The 21747-nt window shown below is 74.5% G+C and carries 20 protein-coding genes and 2 tRNA genes; 12 read left to right on the top strand and 10 right to left on the bottom strand.

What is annotated here, in order from left to right:
• Positions 1-351: 351 nt before the first annotated feature.
• Positions 352-3114, top strand: a complete 2763-nt coding sequence (gene aceE, locus ACI769_RS08730; protein ID WP_034655442.1) for a pyruvate dehydrogenase (acetyl-transferring), homodimeric type — start codon at positions 352-354, stop codon at positions 3112-3114.
• A gap of 85 nt (positions 3115-3199) precedes the next feature.
• Here aceE and ACI769_RS08725 read toward each other — a convergent pair whose 3' ends face one another.
• Complete coding sequence (locus tag ACI769_RS08725) at positions 3200-3886, bottom strand: hypothetical protein (RefSeq protein WP_034651756.1); 687 nt, start codon at positions 3884-3886, stop codon at positions 3200-3202.
• 119 nt (positions 3887-4005) lie between these two features.
• Between ACI769_RS08725 and ACI769_RS08720 the strand changes: the two genes are divergently transcribed.
• From ACI769_RS08720 to ACI769_RS08700, 5 genes are all read left to right on the top strand, one after another.
• Positions 4006-5205, top strand: coding sequence for a CdaR family transcriptional regulator (locus ACI769_RS08720; protein WP_034651758.1), 1200 nt, complete (start codon positions 4006-4008; stop codon positions 5203-5205).
• Between the two features lie 132 nt (positions 5206-5337).
• Positions 5338-6324: an ACP S-malonyltransferase gene (locus tag ACI769_RS08715; RefSeq protein WP_043654919.1), complete on the top strand. Its 987-nt coding sequence runs from the start codon at positions 5338-5340 to the stop codon at positions 6322-6324.
• On the top strand, positions 6321-7328 hold the full coding sequence (locus ACI769_RS08710; RefSeq protein ID WP_034651764.1) for a beta-ketoacyl-ACP synthase III: 1008 nt from the start codon (positions 6321-6323) through the stop codon (positions 7326-7328). Before ACI769_RS08715 ends, ACI769_RS08710 begins: the two co-directional genes overlap by 4 nt.
• 163 nt (positions 7329-7491) lie before the next feature.
• A complete protein-coding gene (locus ACI769_RS08705) occupies positions 7492-7740 on the top strand; it encodes an acyl carrier protein (RefSeq protein WP_021482065.1) in 249 nt (82 codons plus the stop codon).
• A 97-nt stretch (positions 7741-7837) separates the two neighbouring features.
• A complete protein-coding gene (locus tag ACI769_RS08700; RefSeq protein WP_085387721.1) occupies positions 7838-9082 on the top strand; it encodes a beta-ketoacyl synthase in 1245 nt (414 codons plus the stop codon).
• A gap of 112 nt (positions 9083-9194) precedes the next feature.
• On the opposite strand, the gene ACI769_RS08695 is transcribed toward ACI769_RS08700, so the two are convergent.
• The 3 genes from ACI769_RS08695 to ACI769_RS08685 form a co-directional block, all read right to left on the bottom strand.
• Positions 9195-9695, bottom strand: a complete 501-nt coding sequence (locus tag ACI769_RS08695) for a DUF3145 domain-containing protein (protein ID WP_021481145.1) — start codon at positions 9693-9695, stop codon at positions 9195-9197.
• 168 nt (positions 9696-9863) lie between these two features.
• Positions 9864-10349: a peptide deformylase gene (gene def, locus ACI769_RS08690; protein WP_021481144.1), complete on the bottom strand. Its 486-nt coding sequence runs from the start codon at positions 10347-10349 to the stop codon at positions 9864-9866.
• A gap of 67 nt (positions 10350-10416) precedes the next feature.
• Entirely contained in the window at positions 10417-11223 is an 807-nt protein-coding gene (locus ACI769_RS08685) for a DUF1206 domain-containing protein (protein ID WP_232322544.1), read from the bottom strand.
• 142 nt (positions 11224-11365) lie between these two features.
• Here ACI769_RS08685 and ACI769_RS08680 point away from each other — a divergent pair, with 142 nt between their 5' ends.
• Positions 11366-12484 (top strand): acyltransferase, encoded by a 1119-nt coding sequence (locus ACI769_RS08680; protein ID WP_085387720.1) that lies wholly within the window; start codon positions 11366-11368, stop codon positions 12482-12484.
• Here the strand turns inward: ACI769_RS08680 and ACI769_RS08675 are convergent.
• Together ACI769_RS08675 and ACI769_RS08670 are read right to left on the bottom strand one after the other, a co-directional pair.
• Positions 12457-12816: a DUF488 domain-containing protein gene (locus ACI769_RS08675; RefSeq protein ID WP_198163054.1), complete on the bottom strand. Its 360-nt coding sequence runs from the start codon at positions 12814-12816 to the stop codon at positions 12457-12459. The genes ACI769_RS08680 and ACI769_RS08675 overlap by 28 nt on opposite strands.
• Before the next feature lie 51 nt (positions 12817-12867).
• A tRNA-Ile gene (locus ACI769_RS08670) sits at positions 12868-12941 on the bottom strand.
• 58 nt (positions 12942-12999) lie between these two features.
• On the opposite strand from ACI769_RS08670, the gene ACI769_RS08665 reads away from it, so the two are divergent.
• From ACI769_RS08665 to ACI769_RS08655, 3 genes are all read left to right on the top strand, one after another.
• Positions 13000-13515, top strand: coding sequence for a hypothetical protein (locus ACI769_RS08665; RefSeq protein ID WP_085387719.1), 516 nt, complete (start codon positions 13000-13002; stop codon positions 13513-13515).
• A gap of 55 nt (positions 13516-13570) precedes the next feature.
• A tRNA-Asn gene (locus tag ACI769_RS08660) sits at positions 13571-13646 on the top strand.
• 182 nt (positions 13647-13828) lie between these two features.
• The gene (locus ACI769_RS08655; RefSeq protein WP_085387718.1) at positions 13829-14533 is read left to right on the top strand and encodes a hypothetical protein; all 705 of its coding nucleotides are present in this window, start codon (positions 13829-13831) and stop codon (positions 14531-14533) included.
• Between the two features lie 52 nt (positions 14534-14585).
• On the opposite strand, the gene dnaG is transcribed toward ACI769_RS08655, so the two are convergent.
• Positions 14586-16532 carry a DNA primase gene (gene dnaG / locus ACI769_RS08650; RefSeq protein ID WP_085387717.1) on the bottom strand — a complete coding sequence of 649 codons (1947 nt, stop codon included), beginning with the start codon at positions 16530-16532 and terminating at the stop codon, positions 14586-14588.
• A 9-nt stretch (positions 16533-16541) separates the two neighbouring features.
• Positions 16542-17504, bottom strand: a complete 963-nt coding sequence (locus tag ACI769_RS08645) for a helix-turn-helix domain-containing protein (RefSeq protein WP_198163053.1) — start codon at positions 17502-17504, stop codon at positions 16542-16544.
• 96 nt (positions 17505-17600) lie between these two features.
• Between ACI769_RS08645 and ACI769_RS08640 the strand changes: the two genes are divergently transcribed.
• Positions 17601-18053 (top strand): VOC family protein, encoded by a 453-nt coding sequence (locus tag ACI769_RS08640; RefSeq protein WP_043651788.1) that lies wholly within the window; start codon positions 17601-17603, stop codon positions 18051-18053.
• Positions 18054-18074: 21 nt separating this feature from the next.
• Here the strand turns inward: ACI769_RS08640 and ACI769_RS08635 are convergent, their stop codons facing one another.
• Positions 18075-19364 (bottom strand): deoxyguanosinetriphosphate triphosphohydrolase, encoded by a 1290-nt coding sequence (locus ACI769_RS08635; protein WP_051027575.1) that lies wholly within the window; start codon positions 19362-19364, stop codon positions 18075-18077.
• A gap of 113 nt (positions 19365-19477) precedes the next feature.
• Here ACI769_RS08635 and ACI769_RS08630 point away from each other — a divergent pair, with 113 nt between their 5' ends.
• Positions 19478-19909 carry a hypothetical protein gene (locus tag ACI769_RS08630; protein WP_051027564.1) on the top strand — a complete coding sequence of 144 codons (432 nt, stop codon included), beginning with the start codon at positions 19478-19480 and terminating at the stop codon, positions 19907-19909.
• Here the strand turns inward: ACI769_RS08630 and ACI769_RS08625 are convergent.
• Positions 19906-21747, bottom strand: a complete 1842-nt coding sequence (locus ACI769_RS08625; protein ID WP_043651725.1) for a glycoside hydrolase family 13 protein — start codon at positions 21745-21747, stop codon at positions 19906-19908. The genes ACI769_RS08630 and ACI769_RS08625 overlap by 4 nt on opposite strands.

Raw genomic sequence — 21747 nt, 5'->3', positions numbered from 1 at the left:
CCTGCCGTGTCTGGCAAAGGTAGCCCACCGCAGGGTGCGGTGCTTGGCAAGGCACCGCCCACGGACGGCCGTCGCGCGGGTCGTCGGCCGTGGCCGGGCACGGCCGGGCGGCCGCACGACGGCGGCGCGCACGCCGTCCGCCCCGTGTCGCCGAAATCACGCCCTCTTGACCACCCGATGGTGTGACTTACGCGCGCGTTGTGAACACAATGGGTAGACCACCCTGGTCTCGTGAAGAGGCGCGGTCGCCACCAGCGGCCGCGGCCGCGTGCCCGGAGTGGGCCCGAGACGGGTGTCGGCCGTGTACCGCGCGGCCGAGCGCCCGGCATCCGACGAGATATGAGGTTGCTGGTGGCTTCGTACGACGAGACCGGACCGCTGATCAACGGTCTGCTCAGCCAGGTTCCGGACTTCGACCCCGCCGAGACCGGCGAGTGGGTCGAGGCCCTCGACGGCCTGATCGACGACCGCGGGGGCCCGCGCGCCCGCTACGTCCTGCTGAACCTGCTCAAGAGGGCCCGGGAGCGCAACGTCGCCGTCCCGACCTCCCTGACCACCCCCTACGTGAACACCATCGGTGTGCACGAGGAGCCCTACTTCCCCGGCGACGAGGCGCTGGAGCGCCGCTACCGCTCGTGGATCCGCTGGAACGCCGCCGTCATGGTGACGCGGGCGCAGCGGCCCGGCATCGGCGTCGGCGGCCACATCTCCTCCTACGCCTCGGTGGCGACGCTGTACGAGGTGGGCCTGAACCACTTCTTCCGCGGCAAGGACCACCCCGGCGGCGGCGACCAGGTCTACTTCCAGGGCCACGCTTCCCCCGGCGTGTACGCGCGCGCCTTCCTCGAGGGCCGCCTCTCCGCGGACCAGCTCGACGGGTTCCGCCAGGAGAAGTCGCACCCGGGCGGCGGCCTGCCGTCGTACCCGCACCCGCGGCTCATGCCCGACTTCTGGGAGTACCCGACCGTCTCCATGGGTCTCGGCCCGGCGAGCGCGATCTACCAGGCGTGGACGGACAAGTACCTGCACAACCGCGGGATCCGTGACACGGAGCAGCAGGACGTGTGGGCGTTCCTCGGCGACGGCGAGATGGACGAGCCCGAGTCGCGCGGCATGCTCCAGCTCGCGGCGCAGCAGCAGCTCGACAACCTGACCTTCGTCGTGAACTGCAACCTGCAGCGCCTCGACGGCCCGGTGCGCGGCAACGGCAAGATCATCCAGGAGCTCGAGGCGCAGTTCCGCGGCGCGGGCTGGAACGTCATCAAGGTCATCTGGGGCCGCGAGTGGGACGTCCTGCTCAACGCGGACAAGGACCGCGCCCTGGTCAACCTCATGAACGTCACGCCCGACGGCGACTACCAGACGTACCGTGCGGAGTCCGGCGCGTTCATCCGCGAGCACTTCTTCGGCCGCGACCCGCGGACGAAGGCGCTCGTCGAGAACATGACCGACGACGACATCTGGAACCTCAAGCGCGGCGGCCACGACTACCGCAAGATCTACGCGGCCTACGCGGCGGCGCGCGCCCACACGGGCCAGCCGACCGTGATCCTCGCGCACACGGTCAAGGGCTACGCGCTCGGGCCGTCGTTCGCGGGCCGCAACGCGACGCACCAGATGAAGAAGGTCGGCCTGGCCGACCTCAAGGCGCTGCGCGACTCCCTGCGGATCCCGATCACGGACGAGGAGCTCGACGCCAACCCGTACGAGCCCCCGTACTTCCACCCGGGCCCCGACGCGCCGGAGATCCAGTACCTGCTGAACCGGCGCCAGCAGCTGGGCGGGTTCGTGCCCGAGCGCCGCTCGTCGCCGAAGCCGATCACGCTGCCCGGCGACAAGTCCTACGAGATCCTCAAGAAGGGCTCGGGCCAGCAGGAGATCGCCACGACGATGGCGTTCGTCCGCCTGCTCAAGGACCTCATCAAGGACAAGGAGTTCGGCAAGCGCGTCGTGCCGATCATCCCCGACGAGGCCCGCACGTTCGGCCTGGACTCGATCTTCCCGTCGGCGAAGATCTTCAACACCCAGGGCCAGCACTACCTCGCCGTGGACCGTGAGCTCATGCTGAGCTACAAGGAGTCCGAGGCCGGGCAGATCATGCACACCGGCATCAACGAGGCGGGCTCCGCGGCCGCCTTCCAGTCGGTCGGCACGTCCTACGCCACGCAGGGCGAGATCATGGTGCCGTTCTACATCTTCTACTCGATGTTCGGCTTCCAGCGCACCGGCGACCAGTTCTGGGCGGCGGGCGACCAGCTCACGCGCGGCTTCATCATCGGCGCGACCGCGGGCCGCACCACGCTCACGGGCGAGGGCTTGCAGCACGCCGACGGCCACTCGCCGCTCCTCGCGGGCACGAACACCGCGATCGTCCAGTACGACCCGGCGTTCGGCTACGAGATCCGGCACATCGTGCGCGACGGCATCGAGCGCATGTTCGGCCCCGGCGAGCACGGCGTGGGCGCGGACGGCCGCGACCAGAACGTCATGTACTACCTCACGGTGTACAACGAGCCGATGGTCCAGCCGGCCGAGCCGGAGGACGTGGACGTCGAGGGCATCCTCAAGGGCATCCACCGCATCTCCGTGGGCGAGGGCGACGGGCCGCGCGCCCAGATCCTCGCGTCGGGCGTCGGCGTGCCGTGGGCGCTCGAGGCGCAGCAGCTCCTGCGGGAGGACTGGGGCGTCGCGGCGGACGTGTGGAGCGTGACGAGCTGGAACGAGCTGCGACGCGACGCGCTCGCCGCCGACCAGGCCGCGTTCCTCGACCCGGCCGCGCCCGCGCGCGTCCCGTTCGTCACGGAGAAGCTCTCCGGTGCCGAGGGGCCGTTCGTCGCGACGAGCGACTACGACCACCTGGTCCCCGACCAGATCCGCAAGTGGGTCCCGGGCGACTACGAGGTGCTCGGCGCCGACGGCTTCGGGTTCTCGGACACGCGCGCGGCGGCCCGCCGGCACTTCAAGATCGACGGCCCGTCCGTCGTCGTGCGCACGCTCCAGGCGCTCGCCAAGCAGGGCAAGGTCCCCGCGGACGCGTCGGCCCGGGCGATCGAGAAGTACCGCCTGATGGACGTCACCGCCGGCACGTCCGGCAACGCGGGCGGCGAGGCCTGACGGCCACCGCCTGAGACGACGACGGCCGGTCACCCCGCGGGGTGACCGGCCGTCGTCGTCTCCGGAAGGTGCCGGACGCCGTAGGTCAGGTCCCGGCGCGGTGCTGCTCGGCCTGGGCGACGGCGCGCTCGAGGTCCGCGCGCAGCGGCGCGACGCCCCGGGGGTCGCCGTACTCGACGAGCGACTCGAGGTGATGGCGGGCGTCGAGGGGCCGGTCGGCCTCGATGGCCGCGAGGACGAGCTGGCGCCCGACCTCGGCCTCGTGCTCGCGGGCGCGCCAGTGGCCGACGCCGAGGCCCAGCGCCTCGACCGGCAGGCCCGCCGTGCGCAGCACCTCCATGGACTGCGCGAGCGCGTGCCCCGAGGGGTCGCGCTCCGCGGCCGTCGCGAAGCGGCGCAGGGCCGCCTCCGGGTCGTCGTCGAGGGAGAGGCGGCCGAGCTCCACGAGCGGGTACCACCCACGGGGGTGCCCGGCGAGCTCTTCGGCGAGCGCCCAGACCGCGAGGTCGGCGGCGCGCTGCTTCTCCGTCTCGTCCGCCGGGGCGGCGAGCGGGTCGTCCGTGGTCGGTCCCTCCGCGGCGCGACGGCGGACCAGCTCCGCGAGCGCGCGGAAGGCCCGCTCGTCGTTGGGGTCGTCGACGAGCATCGCCCGCAGCGCGTCCTCGTGGACCGTGTCGCCACGCTTCTCCCCGGACCGTGGGCGGCGCGTGCCGACGGTCGACGCGGACGTCGGCCGACGCATGAGCTGTCGAAGTCGGGGCATGAGTGCCATTCCCCGACCCTAGCGGGTCGTCCGGGTGCTCACCCAGCGACCCGGTCCCCCGGCGACCCGGCGGCCGCCACGGCGCACGCTTTGTGGACTGTCCACAACCCCGGCCGTATGCTCGGCGCGTGACGGCCACCCCCAGGACCCCGGCGACCGCGCCGACCCCGACGAGCCCGGCCGGCAACGCGGACAACCTCCAGCGCCTGCGCGACGGCAGCGGCCTGCTCATGTCCGCCGCGCTGCGCCGGCTCGACGACGAGATCCGCTGGTACCGCGAGCTCCCGGCCGAGGACCGCTCCTACGTGGGTCTCGTCGCGCAGTCCGGCATCACGGCGTTCGTCACGTGGTACGCGGACCCGCAGGCCCCGCCGCACGGCGTGAGCGACATCTTCGCCGCGGCCCCGCCCGAGCTCACGCGCTCGATCTCGCTCCAGAACACGCTCCAGCTCGTCCGCATCGTCGTCGAGGTCGTCGAGGCGTACTCGGACCAGCTCGCGGCGCCGGGCGGCGAGCGCGACCTGCGCGAGGCCGTGCTGCGCTACTCCCGGGAGGTGGCGTTCTCCGCGGCCGAGGTCTACGCCCGCGCCGCGGAGGTCCGCGGCGCGTGGGACGCGCGCCTGGAGGCCCTCGTCGTGGACGCGCTCATCCGCGGCGACGGCGACGACTCGCTGCGGTCGCGCGTCTCGGCGCTCGGCTGGGGCGGCCACGGCTCGACGCTCGTCATGGCGGGCACGATCGCCGCGACGCTCGACGAGGTCCGGACGGCGGAGCTGCGCCGGGCGACGCGCCGCGCGGCGGGCGACGCGCTCGTGGGCATCCACGGCGACCGGCTCGTCCTCGTGCTCGGCGGCGAGGGCGACCTCCAGGCCGCCGCGGCGTCGCTCCTGCCCCGCTTCGGCCCCGGCCCGGTCGTCATCGGGCCGACGGTCCCCGGGCTGGAGGAGGCCGCGCGCTCGGCGCAGGCCGCGCTCGCGGGGCTGCGGGCCGCGCCCGCCTGGCCGCAGGCCCCGCGCCCGGTGCTCGCCGACGACCTGCTCCCGGAGCGCGTCCTCACCGGTGACACCACGGCGCGACGCACGCTCGTCGCCCAGGCGTACCGCCCGCTCGCCGAGGCGACGGGCTCGGTGCTCGAGACGCTGTCCGCCTACCTCGGCACGGGCCGGTCGCTCGAGGCGGCGGCCCGGTCCCTGTACGTGCACCCCAACACCGTGCGCTACCGCCTGCGCAAGGTCTCGGAGATCACCGGCTGGGACCCGCTGGACGCCCGCGAGTCGTTCGTGCTGCAGGTCGCGCTCGCGCTCGGGCAGCTCTCGACGGTCCGCTGAGGAGCCGGGCGCCCCCCCACGTCCCGCGAGCTCCCCGCCTGCGACGCCTTGTAGGTTCGGCACAACCACCCTCCGCAAGGTTGGTGCGCGTCGTGACGTGGCGCACGGCCCTCGCGTTGGCACAGTTGACGGGTGCTCGCCGTCTTGTGCCCTGGACAGGGCTCCCAGTCCCCCGGAATGCTCGCCCCCTGGCTCGAGCTGACCGGCGTCGCCGACCAGGTCTCCGCGTTCGGCGAGGCCGCGGGCCTCGACCTGCGCGCGCACGGGACGGAGTCGGACGCCGACACGATCCGTGACACGGCCGTCGCGCAGCCGCTCATCGTCGCGTCGTCGCTCGTCGCGCTCCGCGTGATCCTCGACGGGCGCGACACCGCCGACGTCGTCGACGTGACCGCCGGGCACTCGGTCGGCGAGCTCGCCGCCGCGGCCGTCGCGGGGGCGCTGACGGACACCGGCGCCGTCGGGCTCGTCGCGCACCGCGCGCGCGCCATGGCCGCGGCCGCCGCCGCGACGCCCACCGGCATGAGCGCCGTCGTCGGGGGCGACCCGGAGGAGGTCCTCGCCGCGATCGAGGCGGCCCACCTGTGGCCCGCGAACGTCAACGGCGGCGGGCAGGTCGTCGCCGCCGGCGCCCTCGACCACCTCGCCGCCCTCGCGGAGAACCCGCCCGCGAAGGCGCGCGTCATCCCGCTCCAGGTCGCGGGCGCCTTCCACACGCCCTTCATGCAGCCGGCGCTCGAGGAGTTCGAGCCGGTCGCCGCGTCGTGGGACGTCGCCGACCCGCGCCTGCCGCTCCTGTCCAACGCCGACGGCGAGTCCTACGGGACCATCGACATCGAGGGCAGCACGTACGGCAAGGCGCGCGACGTCGTCCGCCGCCTCACCGCGCAGATCGCGGCGCCCGTGCGCTGGGACCTGTGCCAGGAGACCCTCGCGGAACTCGGCGTCACCGCGCTGCTCGAGCTCGCGCCCGGAGGCGTCCTCACGGGTCTCGCCCGCCGCTCGCTCAAGGGTGTCGAGGCCGTGGCCGTGAAGTCGCCCGACGACGTCGAGGCCGCTCGCGACCTCGTCGCCCGGCACTCGGTGGCGGCCGGCGCGGCCACGGGCGTCGACGCGTGAGCGGCGCGACCCTGCGCCAGGCCACCGGGCCGGCGCACTCGCGCATCCTCGCGATCGGCGGGGTGCGCGGCGAGAACGTCGTCACGAACGACGACATCGCCGGCCCGATCGACTCCTCCGACGAGTGGATCCGCCAGCGCACCGGGATCGTCACGCGGCGTCGTGCGGGCGCCGACGTCGACGTCCTCGACCTGTCCGAGGCCGCGGCGCGCGACGCGCTCGCCCGGGCGGGCCTCCAGGGCGCCGACGTCGACGCGGTGATCGTCTCCACGGTCACGTACTTCCACCAGACCCCCGCAGCCGCGGCGGTGCTCGCGGAGCGCCTCGGCGCGACGCCCGCCGCCGCGTTCGACGTCTCCGCCGCGTGCGCGGGCTACGCCTACGCCATCGCGCAGGCCGACGCCCTCGTGCGTGCCGGCATCGCGACGCACGTGCTCGTGGTCGGCGCGGAGAAGATGAGCGACTTCATCGACCCGACCGACCGCTCGATCTCGTTCCTCCTGGGCGACGGCGCCGGCGCCGCCATCGTCGGGCCGTCCGACACCCCGGGCATCGGCCCGACGGTGTGGGGCTCCGACGGCGGCAAGGCGCAGGCGATCCGCCAGACGCACGCGTGGTCGGACCTGCGCGAGGACCCCTCGCTCGGGTGGCCCACGCTGCGCCAGGACGGTCAGAGCGTGTTCAAGTGGGCCGCGTTCCAGATGGCCCCCGTCGCCGCCAAGGCGATGGCCGAGGCCGGGGTCGCCCCGGCCGACATCGGCGCGTTCGTGCCGCACCAGGCGAACATGCGGATCATCGACCAGATGATCAAGCAGCTCGAGCTCCCCGCGTCCGTCGCGGTCGCCCGGGACATCGCGGAGACCGGCAACACGTCGGCCGCCTCGATCCCCCTCGCGACCCGGCGCCTGCTCGACGAGGGGCAGGTCCGCTCCGGCGACCTCGCCCTCCAGATCGGGTTCGGCGCCGGGCTCGTCTACGCGGCGCAGGTGGTCGTGCTGCCGTAGGGGAGAATCACCCTGGACGGACGGCCGCCCTCCCCGCGGGGAGGACCCACGCCGTCGGCGGACCCGTCCGTCGCGCGCACCGTCTGACGAAGTACCGCCCGGCACACCCACCGGGCACCGCCACCGGGACCGGTCGCCGCCGGCCCCACGACAAGGAGAAACCATGGCCTACACCGAGCAGGAAGTCCTCGCCGGCCTCGCGGAGATCGTCGCCGAGGAGACGGGTCTGCCGACCGACGCCGTCGCGCTCGAGAAGTCCTTCACCGACGACCTCGACATCGACTCGCTGTCGATGATGACGATCGTCACCCACGCCGAGGACAAGTTCGGGGTCCGCATCCCGGACGACGAGGTCAAGAACCTCACGACGGTCGGCGACGCCGTGTCCTTCATCACGGGCGCCCAGGCCTGAGCACGCCCCGCCTGCCTCGCAGGCCTGCGGGCGGGCCGGCGTCACCCACGCCGGCCCGCTCGTCCTCCCGCCCCCGCCGCAACCCCCGAGGAGCACCATGTCTGCCGCTACTGAAGTCGTCGTCACCGGCCTCGGCGCCACCACGCCGCTCGGCGGCGACGTGCCCTCCACCTGGGCCGCGGCACTGGCCGGCGAGTCCGGCGCGCGCACGCTCGAGAACGACTGGGCGGAGCGCTACGAGATCCCGGTGACGTTCGCCGCGACGATCAAGGTCGACCCGGCCGAGGTCCTCGCGCGCCCCGAGATCAAGCGCATGGACCCCTCCACGCAGTACGCGATCATCGCCGCGCGCGAGGCGTGGGCGGACGCGGGCAGCCCCGAGGTCGACGGCGACCGGCTCGGCACGGTCGTGTCGTCGGGCATCGGCGGCATCTGGACCACGCTCGACGGCTGGGACACGCTGCGGGAGCGCGGCGCGCGCCGCATGCTGCCCATGACCGTGCCCATGCTCATGCCGAACTCGCCCACCGCGTACGTCTCGCTCGAGCTCGGTGCCCGGGCGGGCGCCCACGCTCTCGTCTCCGCGTGCGCGTCCGGCGCCGAGGCGATCGGCTACGGCGTCGACATGATCCGCGCGGGCCGCGCGGACGTCGTCGTCGCCGGCGGCACCGAGGCCACGATCCACCCCATGCCGATGGCGGCCTTCGCCGCCTCGCGCACGCTCTCGCTGCGCAACGACGACCCCCAGGGCGCGTCGCGCCCGTACGACGTCGACCGCGACGGCTTCGTCATCGGCGAGGGCTCGGGCGTCGTCGTCCTCGAGAGCGCCGAGCACGCCGCGGCCCGCGGCGCCCGCGTCTACGCGCGCCTCGCGGGCGTCGGGCTGTCCTCCGACGCCTACCACATCACCTCTCCCGACCCGGAGGGCCGGGGCCAGGTCGCGGCGATGCGCCGTGCGCTCGAGGAGGCCGGTGTCACCGGGCGGGACGTCGTGCACGTCAACGCGCACGCGACCTCGACCAAGGTGGGCGACCTCACCGAGACCCGCTCCATCCGCTCGCTCCTGGGCGACGACGCCGACCACGTGCTGCTCTCGGCCACCAAGTCGATGACCGGGCACCTCCTCGGCGGCGCCGGCGCGCTCGAGTCGATCTTCACGATCAAGGCCGTCGCGGAGCGCCTCGCTCCCCCGACGATCAACGTGACGAACCCCGACCCGGAGCTCCAGGTGCCGCTCGTGCGCGACACGCCCGCGCCGCTGCCGAGCGGCAACGTCGTCGCGATCAACAACTCGTTCGGCTTCGGGGGCCACAACGTCGCCCTCGCCGTGGCCAGCGTCTGACCACGCACCACGACGACGCGAAGGGCGCCTCCCCGACCTCGGGGAGGCGCCCTTCGTCGTCCCTGCGGACGGGCGTTCGTGGGCAGTCGCTGCCGACAGGCGCGCGCGAGCGTCAGCCGACGCGGTGCAGCCAGCGCACCGGCGCGCCCGCGCCGGCGTAGCGGAACGGCTCGAGCTCGTCGTCCCAGGCCTTGCCGAGCGCGAGGTGGAGGGCGTCGCGCATGGCCCAGGGCTCGCTCACCTGCTCGAGCGCGGCCCGGATCCGGTCCTCGGGCACGACGATGTTCCCGTGCACGTCCGTCTGGGCGTAGAAGATGCCGAGGTCGGGCGTGTGGGACCAGCGGCCGCCGTCGACCCCGTGGCTGGGCTCCTCGGTCACCTCGTACCGCAGGTGGGACCACCCGCGCAGCGCGGAGGCCAGCCTGGCGCCCGTCCCCTGCGGCCCCTGCCACGAGTACTCGGCCCGGTAGAGGCCGCGCGCGGCGGGCTGCTCGGTCCAGTCGAGCGACACGCGCACGCCGAGGACGTTGCCCGCGGCCCACTCCATGTGCGGGCACAGAGCACGCGGTGCTGAGTGCACGTAAAGAACACCGCGGGTGATGGCACCGGCCATGTCTGCCTCCCTAGGTCGAGGTTTCGTCTTCCCCAACGTCCTCACCCAGGGCGGGTCCACAGCGCTCGCACAGGTGTCGCGGCGTGTCTCGTGCTCATCTTGCACGACATCGCGCGTGCGCGCGAGAGATCGGGCGGGCGTGCCCGGGACCGACCGGGCACAACCCCGTCAGAGGTGCTCGCGCAGCTCGCGCATCGCCTTCTTGCGCACGGAGCGGTCGAGCCGGTCCAGGTAGAGCATGCCGTCGAGGTGGTCGCACTCGTGCTGGAGGCACCGGGCCATGAGCTCGGTCCCCTCGACCACGACCTCGTTGCCGTCGAGGTCGGTGCCGACCACGCGCGCGTACCAGGCGCGACGCGTCGGGTACCAGAGGTCGGGGACCGAGAGGCAGCCCTCGTCGCCGTCCTGGTAGTCGTCGGACAGCTCGACGATGCGCGGGTTGAGCACGTACCCGATCTCGTCGTCGATGTTCCACGAGAACGCCCGGAGGTTGACGCCGATCTGGTTGGCGGCGAGCCCCGCGCGTCCCTCGTGGTCGACCGTCTCGACGAGGTCGGCGACGAGAGAGCGCACCCGGTCGTCGATGGTGGTGATCTCGTCGCAGGGGGTGCGGAGCACGGGGTCCGGGATGGTCCGGATCTCTCTCATCGCCATGGTCACCATTCTTCCATGCGCACGACGACGTCCGGCCGTCGTCCCCGGCCTCGCACCGGGGCGCGCGTCACATCCGCGCGTACCGCGCCCGCGCGAACGAGTAGAGCCCGTAGGCCGCGAAGCCCAGACCGACGGCGACGAGGAGCGCGACCCCGAACGGCTGCGCCGCGAGCGTGGCGAACGCGCTGTCGAGGCCGCCCGCCTGCTGCGGGTCGTGCTGGACCGCGGCCACGACGAACAGCACGCCCAGCACGCCGAGCGCGATGCCCTTGGCGATGTACCCGACGCGCCCGAGCGTCACCACGGCACGGCCCAGGTGCCCGCTGGTCCCGCCCTGGAGGTCCTCGAGGAACTTCTTCCGCCACCCCTTGACGACGTGGTAGACGCCACCGGCGATGATGCCCACCCCGACCGCGCCGACGAGCAGCACGCCGCCGGGCTTCTCCATGAGGGTCGCGGTCATGCTCTCCTCCTGGCCGGAGCCGCCGGCGGACCCGGTCACGACCTGGAGGGCGATCACCCCGAGCGCCAGGTAGAGGACGGCCTTGCCCGCGGCCTTGAGCCGGTCGGACGTCTCGGCCGCGCCGCTCAGCGCGACCGTGACCTGCCACAGGGCGAGCGCCGCGAACGCCACGACGGCGAACCAGAGCAGCGCGGTGCCGCCCGGCGTCTGCGCGATCGCGGTGAGCGCACCGGTCTGGTCGGCCTGCTCGCTCGAGGCCGAGCCCGTCGCCACCTGCACGGCGAGGACGCCGACGACGAGGTGGAGCAAGCCGCTCACCGCGTAGCCCCCGCGGGCCAGGAGCTCCAGGGTCTTGCTGCCGCGTGCGCCGCGTGCTGCCGCCTTGCCGGTCGAGCTCATGCTCGGTGCCACAGGACCTCCTCGGTCGTCGGGACGCCGCCCCCACCGCGCCGCCGGGTTCTCCGGCCCGCACACGGTGCCAGAACTGCGCACTCCGCGCACGCCGGACGCCGTTCCCAGGCGGCGTTGATCACGATTCGGTAACGTGCCGCGGATGCCCACGCAGAACCCCCGCCTCGCCGTGCTCGACGGACTCCGGTTCGCGGCAGCAGCTGCGGTGCTCGTCTACCACTTCGTCGCCGTCAACCACCACGCGTGGGGCGCGCGCACGAGCGCCTCCCTCCCCGACGCCCAGGCGGTCACGGCCTACGGGTCCCTCGGGGTTCAGCTCTTCTTCGTCGTCAGCGGCTTCGTCATCCTCATGACGGCGTGGGGCCGCGACGTGCGCGGCTTCGTCGCGTCGCGCGCCGGGCGGCTCTTCCCCGCATACTGGGCCTCCGTGCTGCTCACGGTGGTCCTGCTGGTGCTCGTGGTCCCCGGCCGGCGCGACGTCGACCTGCCGCAGGCGGCGGCCAACCTCACCATGGTCCAGCGCGCGTTCGGGATCCCCGACCTCGAGGCCGTCTACTGGACGCTCTGGTCCGAGCTGCGGTTCTACGTCCTCGTCGGCGTGCTCGTCGCCGTCGGCCTCACCCGGGCGCGGGTCCTCGCGTTCGTCGTGCTGTGGCCCGTCGCCGGCGCGGTCGCGACCCAGACCGGCTCCGAGCTGGCAGCGACGGTGCTCGTCGCCCCCGACGCCCCGCTCTTCGCGGGCGGCATGGTGCTCTACCTGCTGACCCGCGAGCGCCGCTCCCCCGTCCTCTGGCTCGCGCTCGCGCTGAACGTGCTCCTCGGTGCGGCGCTCTCCGGCCGGATCCAGTCCGGCCGCATCGAGAACAGCACCGACGTCGTCGTCTCCCCCACCGCGTGGTGGGTCGCGATCGTCGTGTGCTTCGCGCTCGTCGCCGTGGCGACGCTCACCCCGCTCGCCCGCGTCTCCTGGGGCTGGCTCACCGCCCTCGGCGCCCTCACGTACCCGCTCTACCTCGTGCACTCGTCCTGGGGGCGATGGGTCATCGAGTCCGTGCACCCGTACCTCTCGCGCGCCGCGACCCTCGCGGTGGCGGTCGCGGTGTGCCTCGCCCTCGCCTGGGTGATCCACCGCGCCGTCGAACGCCCGCTCGGGCCCCGGCTGCGCCACGCCCTCGACCGTGACCTGCGCCGCGACCTCGACCGCCCGGACCAGGTTCCCGCGTCCCGGGGCGCTCAGGACGAGGCGCTCGCCGCGAGGTAGTCGCGCAGCACCACGGCCTGGTTGTGCTGCTCGTCCCTCGCCCCGTACACCAGCGTCACCACGGGGTGCTGCCCGACGACGTCCCGCAGCTCCGCGACCGCGTCGCCGTGGGCGTCGAGCTCGGCGCGGTACCGCTCGGCGAACTCGTCGAACAACCGCTCCTCGTGGTGGAACCAGCGCCGCAGGTCCGTCGACGGCGCCACGTCCCGGAGCCACAGATCGACGTGCGCCGCCTCCTTGCTCACGCCGCGCGGCCACAGGCGGTCGACGAGCACACGGAACCCGTCCTGCTCCTCGGCCGGCTCGTACACGCGCTTGGTCCGCACCGTCATGAGGCCATGACACCGCGCGGACGCTCGCGCCGCACGCGCGACGCGGAAGGGTGCCCCGTGCAGGACTTGAACCCGCGACCGAGAGATTATGAGTCTCCTGCTCTGACCAGCTGAGCTAACGGGGCGCGCGGGCGAGCATACCGCCCGTGCGGCAGGCGGTCGGAGAGCCGCTACGGTGGGGACGTGTCCTGGTTCCGCCGTCCCGCGCTGCCCGACCCTGTCCGCCGTGCGCTCGACCTCCCGGCCACCGATCGTGTCCTCGCGTCGGCGGAGCTCGCCGACGGGTCGTGGGCCGTCGCGACGCGGGCCGGGCTCCTCACGAGCGACGCCGGCGGGACGACCGTCGTCCGGCGCCTCTGGTCGAACGTCGACCGGGCGGGGTACGACCCGGAGAGCGCGACGATCACGGTCTCGTGGGTCGACGGCGCCCCTCCCCTGGCCCTGCGCCTCGCCGACCCGCGCCGCACGTCGCTCGCGCAGACGCTGCGTGAGCGCGTGCAGTCGTCGGTCGTGCTCTCGGAGACCGTGACGTTCGCCGCAGGCCTCACCGCGCGCGTCGCCGTGCGGCGGGACGCGGACGGCGAGCTCTTCTCGCAGGTCGTCGCCGACCCCGGGCTGGACCTGACGGACCCGGAGGTCGAGGCACGGGTCGACGCGGCCGAGGGTCGGGTCCGGTCGGCGTCCGGACTACCCCTCTGAGCCTGCTAGAGTTTTCCCCGGTCGCTGCGGTGCAAACCCCGACGGCCATGGTCGATCCCGCGTAGCTCAGCTGGCAGAGCATCCGACTGTTAATCGGACGGTCGTAGGTTCAAGTCCTACCGCGGGAGCCATCGCCCCCATCCGGATCCCCGGGTGGGGGTTTTCTTTTCCTCGAGCGACCCAGACGCACTCATCGCACCCGTCCGCTTGCTCGTGTCCGTGTCTCCGGAGGTCGGGTCGCTGTCCGGTCGGCGGACCGGGGGCGGCGAACCTTCGCGGTGGTGGCCGGTTGAGGATCGTTACGCTCACGTCCATGCATCTGCCGTCAGCGCTCGACTCGCTCCGCGCCGGGCTCGAGTCCAAGGCCGTGGAAGCGCGTGGTGCCGCGAGGAGCCGCTGGCGGCGCCTGCAAGGGCGCCACGGTGCGTTCGCGCACGGAGAGGTCAGTGCGCGGGCGACGCGCCTCACCGAGCTCTGGGAGCGCAGGTGGCCCGGTGTCGAGCCGCTCGCGCACGTGCTGCGAGTCGAGCACCCCGACAGGTGGGTCCGGTTCCACAGTCTCCCCGAGTCGAAGCGATGCGCCGAGAACGCGACCGACGACGAGGAGATCGTGCGGCGGCACCGCACGATCCTGCACGAGCTGCTCGGCTCTTCCGACTCCCGCGCCTTCCACGGCGTGTACGTCGTCGGTGTCGACTGGGACTGGCGGGACCTGGCTGCGGGCTGGACGAAGCGCCGTCTGCCCGGAGCGTGGCCCTGGCGGAGCAGCACCCCGGACGGCGACGACGCCCCTCAGTACTTCTGGGCGGTGTCGGATCGGTCCCCGCAGGAGATCGACGCGCTCCTGCTCGGGGCAGCGGACGACCAGTGCCACCTCGTCATCGGCGCGCACGACCTCTCGTGGCTCTACTGCCCGTACGACGGGGGCGCCGACGTCCTGCTCCCGACCGAGGCCGAACGCGACACCCTGCGGGAGCGCCATACCGACTGGCTCTCGCCGCACCCGGGCGGGCTCTGAGCCGCACCCGGTATCGGCTGCGCCGCGGCCCTCGCCGGTCGAGCGGTGGGGGTCAGGCGATCTCGCCCTCGCGCAGCGTGCGGCGCTCGGCCTCGACGGCGAGGAGCGCGGCGAACGCCTCCTGGTACGCGGCGAGGTCGACCGACGGGTCGAGCCGCTGGAGCCGGCTCTTCGCGTCGGCGACGCGGCGCGTGAGGCCCAGGTCGACGAGGCCGCGCACGACGCCCGCGACGTAGCCGCCGACGACGTTCTCCCGGTCCTCGGGCAGGGGCGCGACGGCGAGCTCGGTCACGAGGCCGCGCACGGGCTCGGCGGCCTGCTCGACGACCGCCTCGACCCAGTGCCCGGCGCCGAGCGACCTGCCCTCGCGCACGCCGCCCGCGGCGCGGATCGCGGCGTGCACGGCACGCCAGGCCGGGACGGCGAACGCGTCCTCGCCGAGGTCGTCGAACATCGGCGGCACGTGCTGGGGGTACTGGAGGACGGCGGCGAGCGCGAGACGCTCCCGGCGCGCGACGGGGTCGCGCGGGTCGGGCGAGGGCAGCGCGGGGACCTCGGGCTCGGGCGGCCGGGCCTCGGCGCCGGGGCGGGCGTCGTCGGGCCGGGCGGTCCGCACGGGCCCGGGCGCGCTGCCGCGCTTGGCGGCCGCGGCGACCTCGCGCCGGACGCGCTCCGCGTCGGTGCCGATCCAGCCGGCGAGCATGCGCGCGTACTCGGGCCGCAGCGCGGTGTCGCGGATGCCGGCGACGACGGGAGCGGCCGCGCGCAGGGCGCCGACGCGCCCCTCGGCCGTGTCGAGGTCGAACGAGGCGAGCGTCGTGCGGATGACGAACTCGAAGAGCGGCTGGCGGCCGTCGACGAGCGCGCGCACCGCGTCCGGCCCGCGCGCCATGCGCAGCTCGCAGGGGTCCATGCCGCTCGGCTCGACCGCCACGAACGTCTGGGCGTAGAAGCGCTGGTCCTCGCCGAACGCCCGCACGGCGGCCTTCTGGCCCGCGGCGTCGCCGTCGAACGTGAAGACGACCTCTCCCCCGACGGACGCGCCCGACGCGAGCTGCATGCCGCCGCCCGCGGTCGTGTCGCCGAGGAGGCGCCGCACGATGCGCGCGTGGTCCGAGCCGAACGCGGTGCCGCACGTCGCGACGGCGGTCGTCACGCCGGACAGGTGCGCGGCCATGACGTCCGTGTACCCCTCGACGACGACGACGCGCTTCTGCTTCGCGATCTCGCGCTTGGCGAGGTCGATGCCGTAGAGCACGTGCGACTTCTTGTAGAGCGTGGTCTCGGGCGTGTTGAGGTACTTGGGGCCCTGGTCCTCGTCGTAGAGGCGGCGCGCGCCGAACCCGATGATCTCGCCCGTCACGTCGCGGATCGGCCACATGAGCCGGCCGCGGAACCGGTCGTAGATGCCGCGCTGCCCCTGGCTCATGAGGCCGGAGGCGACCAGCTCCGCCTGCGTGAAGCCCCGGCCCTGGAGGTGGCGCTGGAGGTTGTCCCAGCCGGTCGGCGCGTACCCGACGCCGAAGTGCTCGGCGTCGGCCCGCTCGAAGCTGCGCTCGGCGAGGAACGCGCGCGCGGCCTGGGCGCCCGGGGCGAAGAGCTGCTCGGAGAAGTACTGGGCCGCGACGCGGTGCGCCTCGAGCAGGCGCTGGCGGCGGCCGGGCTCCTCGCGCGGGCGCTGCGGGCCGCCGGAGTCCTCGTAGCGGAGCTGGATGCCGATGCGGTCCGCGAGGTACTCGACGGCCTCGACGAACGTCAGACCGTCGATCTTCTGCACGAACGAGATGACGTCGCCGCCCTCGCCGCAGCCGAAGCAGTGCCAGCGCCCGACGCCGGGACGCACGTGGAACGACGGCGAGCGCTCGTCGTGGAACGGGCACAGGCCCTTGAGCGAGCCGACGCCTGCGGTCTTGAGCGTGACGTGCGCGGAGACGATCTCGTCGATCCGCGCGCGGTCGCGGACGGCTTCCACGTCCTCGCGTCGAATCAGACCTGCCACGAGGCGAGTCTATGCGCCCCGGGCCGGCCCGGCGGGTGCCCCGGCGGCGGCGTCCGTCACCCCGGCGCCGGTCCCCGCCGCCGCCCCCACGAGGGCCGCGCGCGACGCCGCGCAGCGGCGCGCGTACGCGCCCGGGGTGACGCCCGTCGCGCGCGCGAAGTCCGCCCCGAGGTGGGCCTGGTCGTAGTAGCCGACGGCGGTCGCGAGCGCCGCGAGGTCCTGGCCCGGGTCCGCCGCCAGGAGGTCCGCGGCGAGGTGCACGCGGTGCCGCTGGAGCACCCACTTGGGGCTCACGCCGACGGACGCGGCGAACAGCCGCTGCAGCGAGCGCGCGGACGTGCCGACGACGTCCGCGAGGTCGCCCACGCCCGCCCCCGGCCCGAGCTCGCCGCCGACGAGCGCCGCGAACGCCCGCGCGACCCGGTCGAGGTCACGCGTCACGCGCGCGGTGCGGACCCGCTCGGCCCGGGCGCGCAGCAGGGGCTCGACCGTCCGCGCGGCCTCCTCGTCGCGGCCGGTGACCGCCAGGGCGAGCGCGGCGGCGCCGGTGCGCTCCGCCGTCGGGCCGAGCAGCGCCGCGGCCGGGACCTGCACGCCCGGACGCACGGCGTCCGGGTGGCCGAGCAGCACCCGGAAGGCGCCCGGCCGGAGCTTGGTGCCGACGACGGCGCCCGACCCGGTCAGGGTGCGCTCGAACAGCCCGGGCGGGATCCCGTGCGCGACGTACCCCGACTCCTCGGCCACGACGTTCGCGACGGGGTGCGGCACGAGGACCTGGGTGAACTCCGTGCCGGGCGGCAGGTCCCACCGCACGACCCAGTGCCGCTCCACGAGGTCGGCGAGGTCGGGGGCGGGCTCGACGCGCACGAGCTCGAAGCCGCGCCGCGCGGCCGCGGGGTCGACGAGGCCGCGGACGGACGTCGTCGGGCGCCGGGGACCCGCGGGGGCGCCGGCACCGGCGGGTTCGAACACCTGTCGCATTCCTCCAAGACTGGCACGGCCCGCCGACACGAGCATGGGGGGACGGCCCGCCCCGGGTCGGTGGGGAACCACGAGGAGGAGGACACCATGGAGATGTCGGCACTGCACCCCAACGTCACGGTGAGCGGCGCGCGCGAGGCCATCGCGTTCTACGAGGCCGCGCTCGGCGCCGAGGTGGTCGACACGATCACGGCGGGCGACGCCGTCATCCACTCCGACCTGCGGCTCGTCTCCCCGGCGGGGACCAGCACGTTCACCGTCGCGGAGGCGTTCCCGCCGGACTCGGTCGCGCCCGAGCCCGGCGCCCCGACGCACGCGTCGTTCACCGTCCCGGTCGAGGACGCCGACGCCGCGTACGCGCGGGCGCTCGCGGCCGGCGCGTCGAGCCTCGCGGAGCCGTCGGACTGGTTCGAGGGGTTCCGCCAGGCGGCGGTGCGCGACCCGTTCGGGCACCGCTGGTACTTCGCGACCGTCGCGGAGTCGGTGACGGCCGAGGACGTGCAGCGCGCGAGCGACGCGTGGGTCGCCGAGCGCGGCTGACCCGGCCCGTGCGCCCGCCGGTCAGGCGGGCGGGCGCACGAGGCGCGCGTGGAGCTGCATCGCGGAGACGTCGGTGAGCGACGCGACCTGGTCGATCACCACGCGCAGGCGGGCGGCGTCGTCGGGCGCCGCCTCCCAGTCCGCCGCGAACGACGGCTCGAGCGCGACGGGCGCGCGGTCGCCAAGCACGTGCACCAGGTCGGCGATCACCTCGCGCTGGCGCTGGTAGAGCGGCTCCTGCTCGCGCGGCGCCATGACGTACGCGACCGCGACGCCCTTGAGCACGAGGATCTCGGCGACCGTCTCGTCGGGCACGACGAGACGCGCCGCGTACCGCGTGAGCGGGCCGTCCCCGAACAGCGCCCGCGTCGCGTCCTGGGCCGCACCGGTGAACCGGCCGATGAGCTGGCTCGTGGCGTCCTTGAGCGCGGCGAGCGCGCGGCGCGACCCGTCGAAGCCGGTGACCAGGTGCCCGGTGCCCTGGAGCCGGGTGATCGCGGCGTCGAGCGCCGCCTCGTCGTACGCGGTGCCGTACCACGAGTGGACGGCGCGCACGACGCGCGCGCGCTCGTCGGGGTCGTCGAGCACGGCGAGCTCGATGCGCCCGCCGACGACGGCGTCCTCGACGTCGTGCACGGAGTACGACACGTCGTCCGCCAGGTCCATGACCTGCGCCTCGAGGCACTTCACCTGCGCGGGTGCCCCGGCGCGCAGCCAGTCGAACACCGGGCGGTCGTCCTCGTAGACGCCGAACTTGTGCGTGGGCCGACCGTCCGCGCGCAGCGGGGCCTCCCCCGCGCCCCACGGGTACTTGACGCTCGCGTCGAGGCTCGCGCGCGTGAGGTTGAGCCCGTACGACCGGCCGTCCTCCACGACCTTGGGCTCGAGCCGCGTGAGGAGGCGCAGCGTCTGCGCGTTGCCCTCGAACCCGCCGACGTCGACCGCGAGGTCCGCGAGCGCCCGCTCGCCGTTGTGCCCGAACGGCGGGTGCCCGAGGTCGTGCGCGAGGCACGCGGTGTCGACGATGTCCGGGTCGCAGCCGAGCGCCTTGCCGATCTCGCGGCCCACCTGCGCGACCTCGAGCGTGTGCGTGAGCCGGGTGCGGACGAAGTCGTCGCTGCCCGGCCCGAGCACCTGCGTCTTGGCGCCGAGACGGCGCAGCGCCGACGAGTGCACGATGCGCGCGCGGTCACGCTCGAACGGCGTGCGGGCCCGGGACTTCGCGGACTCGACGAACCACCGCTCGGTGTCGGCGTCGGAGTACGACGCCGTGCCCTCCTCGCCGCGCGCCGGGCGCGGGCCGGTCCCCACGACCGCGGGGTCGAACGCCTGCTGCTCGAACGTCTGCACGGGCCCCAGCGTAACGACGCCGGTCGGCACCCGGCGGACGGCGGGCGGGCCGCCGTGGGCGTACCCTCCGGCGTATGGGTGCAGCGCGTGCGCTCGAGCTACGGGCCGTCACCGTCGACGGCCTGGTCGAGGTCGTCCCGTACGTGGACGGCCGGTCGCTCGTGGACGTCGTCGGACGGTTCGAGTCGGCGCGCGGGTACTCCCCCGCGGGCGCGTACGGCGGGCTGGTCCCCGCGTTCTTCCGCTACGGCGACGCCGCGCACCAGTGGTACGGGCGGGGTCGCGTGCCCGCGGGCGGGCGGGCGTGGGTGCTCGCGTGCGACTGCCACGAGGCGGGGTGCTGGCCGTTCGAGGTGGCGGTCGACGCCGACGCGACGACCGTCACGTGGCGCGACCTCACGCAGCCGTTCCGTCCCGAGTGGGACTACTCCGCGCTCGGGGCGTTCACGTTCGACCGTGCGCAGTACGACGACGCGGTGCGCGCGGTCGCGCACCTGTTCGGCTAGGGCAGGCGCCACACCCCGACGGCCGGGCCGTCGCCCGCGAGCCGGGCGCCGCCGTCGTGCGGGGCGAGGGTCAGCGCGCCGTGCAGCCGCTCGGGCTCCCCGCGCCCCACGAGCGCGGGGTGCAACGTGACGCCGCCCCACGGCGCGCGCGCGAGCGCGACGAGGACACGCTCCTCGGGCGTCTCCCGGAGGTAGACGAGCGCGTCGTCGGCGACGTGCACCCAGCGCAGGCCGCCGTGGCGCAGCGCGTCCGAGCCGCGGCGCACCGCGATGAGCGCCCGGTACAGGTCGAACGTCGCGCCGTCCCAGCGCCCGTGGCCCGAGCCCGCGTCGTCCCACGGCATGGTCGCGCGCGCGTGCTCGCCGTTGAGGCCCGTGAGCCCGACCTCGTCGCCCGCGAAGACGACGGGCGTGCCCGGGTAGGTGAGCAGGAGCGTCGCCGCGACCTCGACCATCTCGCGCGAGCCGACGATCGAGCGCAGCCGCGGGGTGTCGTGCGAGCCGAGCATGTTCCACTGCGACGCGGTCACGCGCCACGGCAGCACGGCGTCGAACTCGCGCATCGTCTCGACGACCGCCGGCCCGGCCCGGCGCGGCGTGCGCACCGGCAGCCCGAGGTAGGGCACGGGCGAGTGCGCGGGAGACAGCCAGGTCCACGCCGGGCGCGTGAACGCCGAGTAGTTCATGTTCGCGTGCCAGCCGTCGCCCGCGAGGTCACCCGAGGCGTCGTGGAAGTGCTCGGCGACGAGGGCGGCCTCCGGGCTCACGCCCCGCATCGTCGTGCGCAGGCGCCGCGCGACGTCGAGCGTGCGGTCCTCGGCGCCGAAGCGGCCCGTCATGTTGGCGACGTCGATGCGCCACCCGTCGAGACCGAACGGTTCGCGCAGGTAGCGCCCGACGACGGACCCGGGCCCGTCGATCATGCGCGCCCCGAGCTCGGCCGAGCCGTACGACAGCTTCGGCAGCGACGCGTGCTCGAGCCAGCCCACGTACCCGGGCTCGCCGTCGGTCCAGTAGTAGAAGTCGCGCTCCGGCGCGCCGGGGTCCGCGAGCGCCCGCGCGAACCACTCGTGCCCGGCGCCCGTGTGGTTCGTCGTGAGGTCGCCCATGACGCGCAGCCCGCGCGCGTGCGCGGCGCGGATCAGCGACGCGTACGCCGCGTCGCCGCCGAGCAGCGGGTCGACGTGGTCGAACGTGCTCGCGTCGTAGCGGTGGTTCGAGCGCCCCGGGAAGACGGGCGTCGTGTAGAGCGTCGTGACGCCGAGCGCCACGAGGTGGTCGAGCCGCTCCTCGACCCCGGCGAGGTCGCCCCCGTAGTACTGCGTGCCGACGTCGGGCCCCGCGCCGTGCGGCTCGTCGTCCCAGGCGGCGGGGACGGCCCACTCCGGGAGCGGACGCCCGTCGGCCCCGGCCGAGCGCGCGAACCGGTCGGGGAAGACCTGGTACACGACGCCGTCGCGCATCCACGCGGGCGCGCCCTCGTGGACGGTGAGGCGGAAGTCCGCGGCGTCGGGCACGTCGCGGTCCCACACCCCCCGGCCGTTGAGCCAGCGGTAGCCGCGCTCGCCCTCGTCGAGGAAGAACCGGTAGCCGGTCACCGGGTTGTGCACGAGGACCTCGGCGACGTACCAGTCCTCGTGCTCGTCCGAGCGGTCGAGGCGCGCCGGGGCGAGGCGCGGCTCGCCGTCGCGCACGGTGCGCAGCCACACGTCGCGCACGCCGGCCGACCGGGGCACGCGCACGCGGACGGGGACCGTGTCCCCGAGGGCGGGGACGCCCTCGGGGACGTACAGCGCCGAGCCGTCGTGGTGCGGGACGGGGGTGGCGACGTCGTGCAC

This window comes from Cellulosimicrobium sp. RS, assembly GCF_046159675.1.
Classification (GTDB): domain Bacteria; phylum Actinomycetota; class Actinomycetes; order Actinomycetales; family Cellulomonadaceae; genus Cellulosimicrobium; species Cellulosimicrobium funkei.
The sequence above is the reverse complement of the archived record's forward strand: the minus strand, read 5'-3'. Positions and strand labels throughout refer to the sequence as shown.

Excerpts from the sequence above, each read along its gene's own strand:
- ACI769_RS08680 (WP_085387720.1), top strand. The coding sequence starts at position 11,366 with ATGCCCACGCAGAACCCCCGCCTCGCCGTGCTCGACGGACTCCGGTTC.
- ACI769_RS08725 (WP_034651756.1), bottom strand. The coding sequence starts at position 3,886 with ATGGCACTCATGCCCCGACTTCGACAGCTCATGCGTCGGCCGACGTCC.
- ACI769_RS08630 (WP_051027564.1), top strand. The coding sequence starts at position 19,478 with ATGGGTGCAGCGCGTGCGCTCGAGCTACGGGCCGTCACCGTCGACGGC.
- def (WP_021481144.1), bottom strand. The coding sequence starts at position 10,349 with ATGGCGATGAGAGAGATCCGGACCATCCCGGACCCCGTGCTCCGCACC.
- ACI769_RS08700 (WP_085387721.1), top strand. The coding sequence starts at position 7,838 with ATGTCTGCCGCTACTGAAGTCGTCGTCACCGGCCTCGGCGCCACCACG.
- ACI769_RS08705 (WP_021482065.1), top strand. The coding sequence starts at position 7,492 with ATGGCCTACACCGAGCAGGAAGTCCTCGCCGGCCTCGCGGAGATCGTC.
- ACI769_RS08640 (WP_043651788.1), top strand. The coding sequence starts at position 17,601 with ATGGAGATGTCGGCACTGCACCCCAACGTCACGGTGAGCGGCGCGCGC.
- ACI769_RS08675 (WP_198163054.1), bottom strand. The coding sequence starts at position 12,816 with ATGACGGTGCGGACCAAGCGCGTGTACGAGCCGGCCGAGGAGCAGGAC.
- ACI769_RS08695 (WP_021481145.1), bottom strand. The coding sequence starts at position 9,695 with ATGGCCGGTGCCATCACCCGCGGTGTTCTTTACGTGCACTCAGCACCG.
- ACI769_RS08655 (WP_085387718.1), top strand. The coding sequence starts at position 13,829 with ATGCATCTGCCGTCAGCGCTCGACTCGCTCCGCGCCGGGCTCGAGTCC.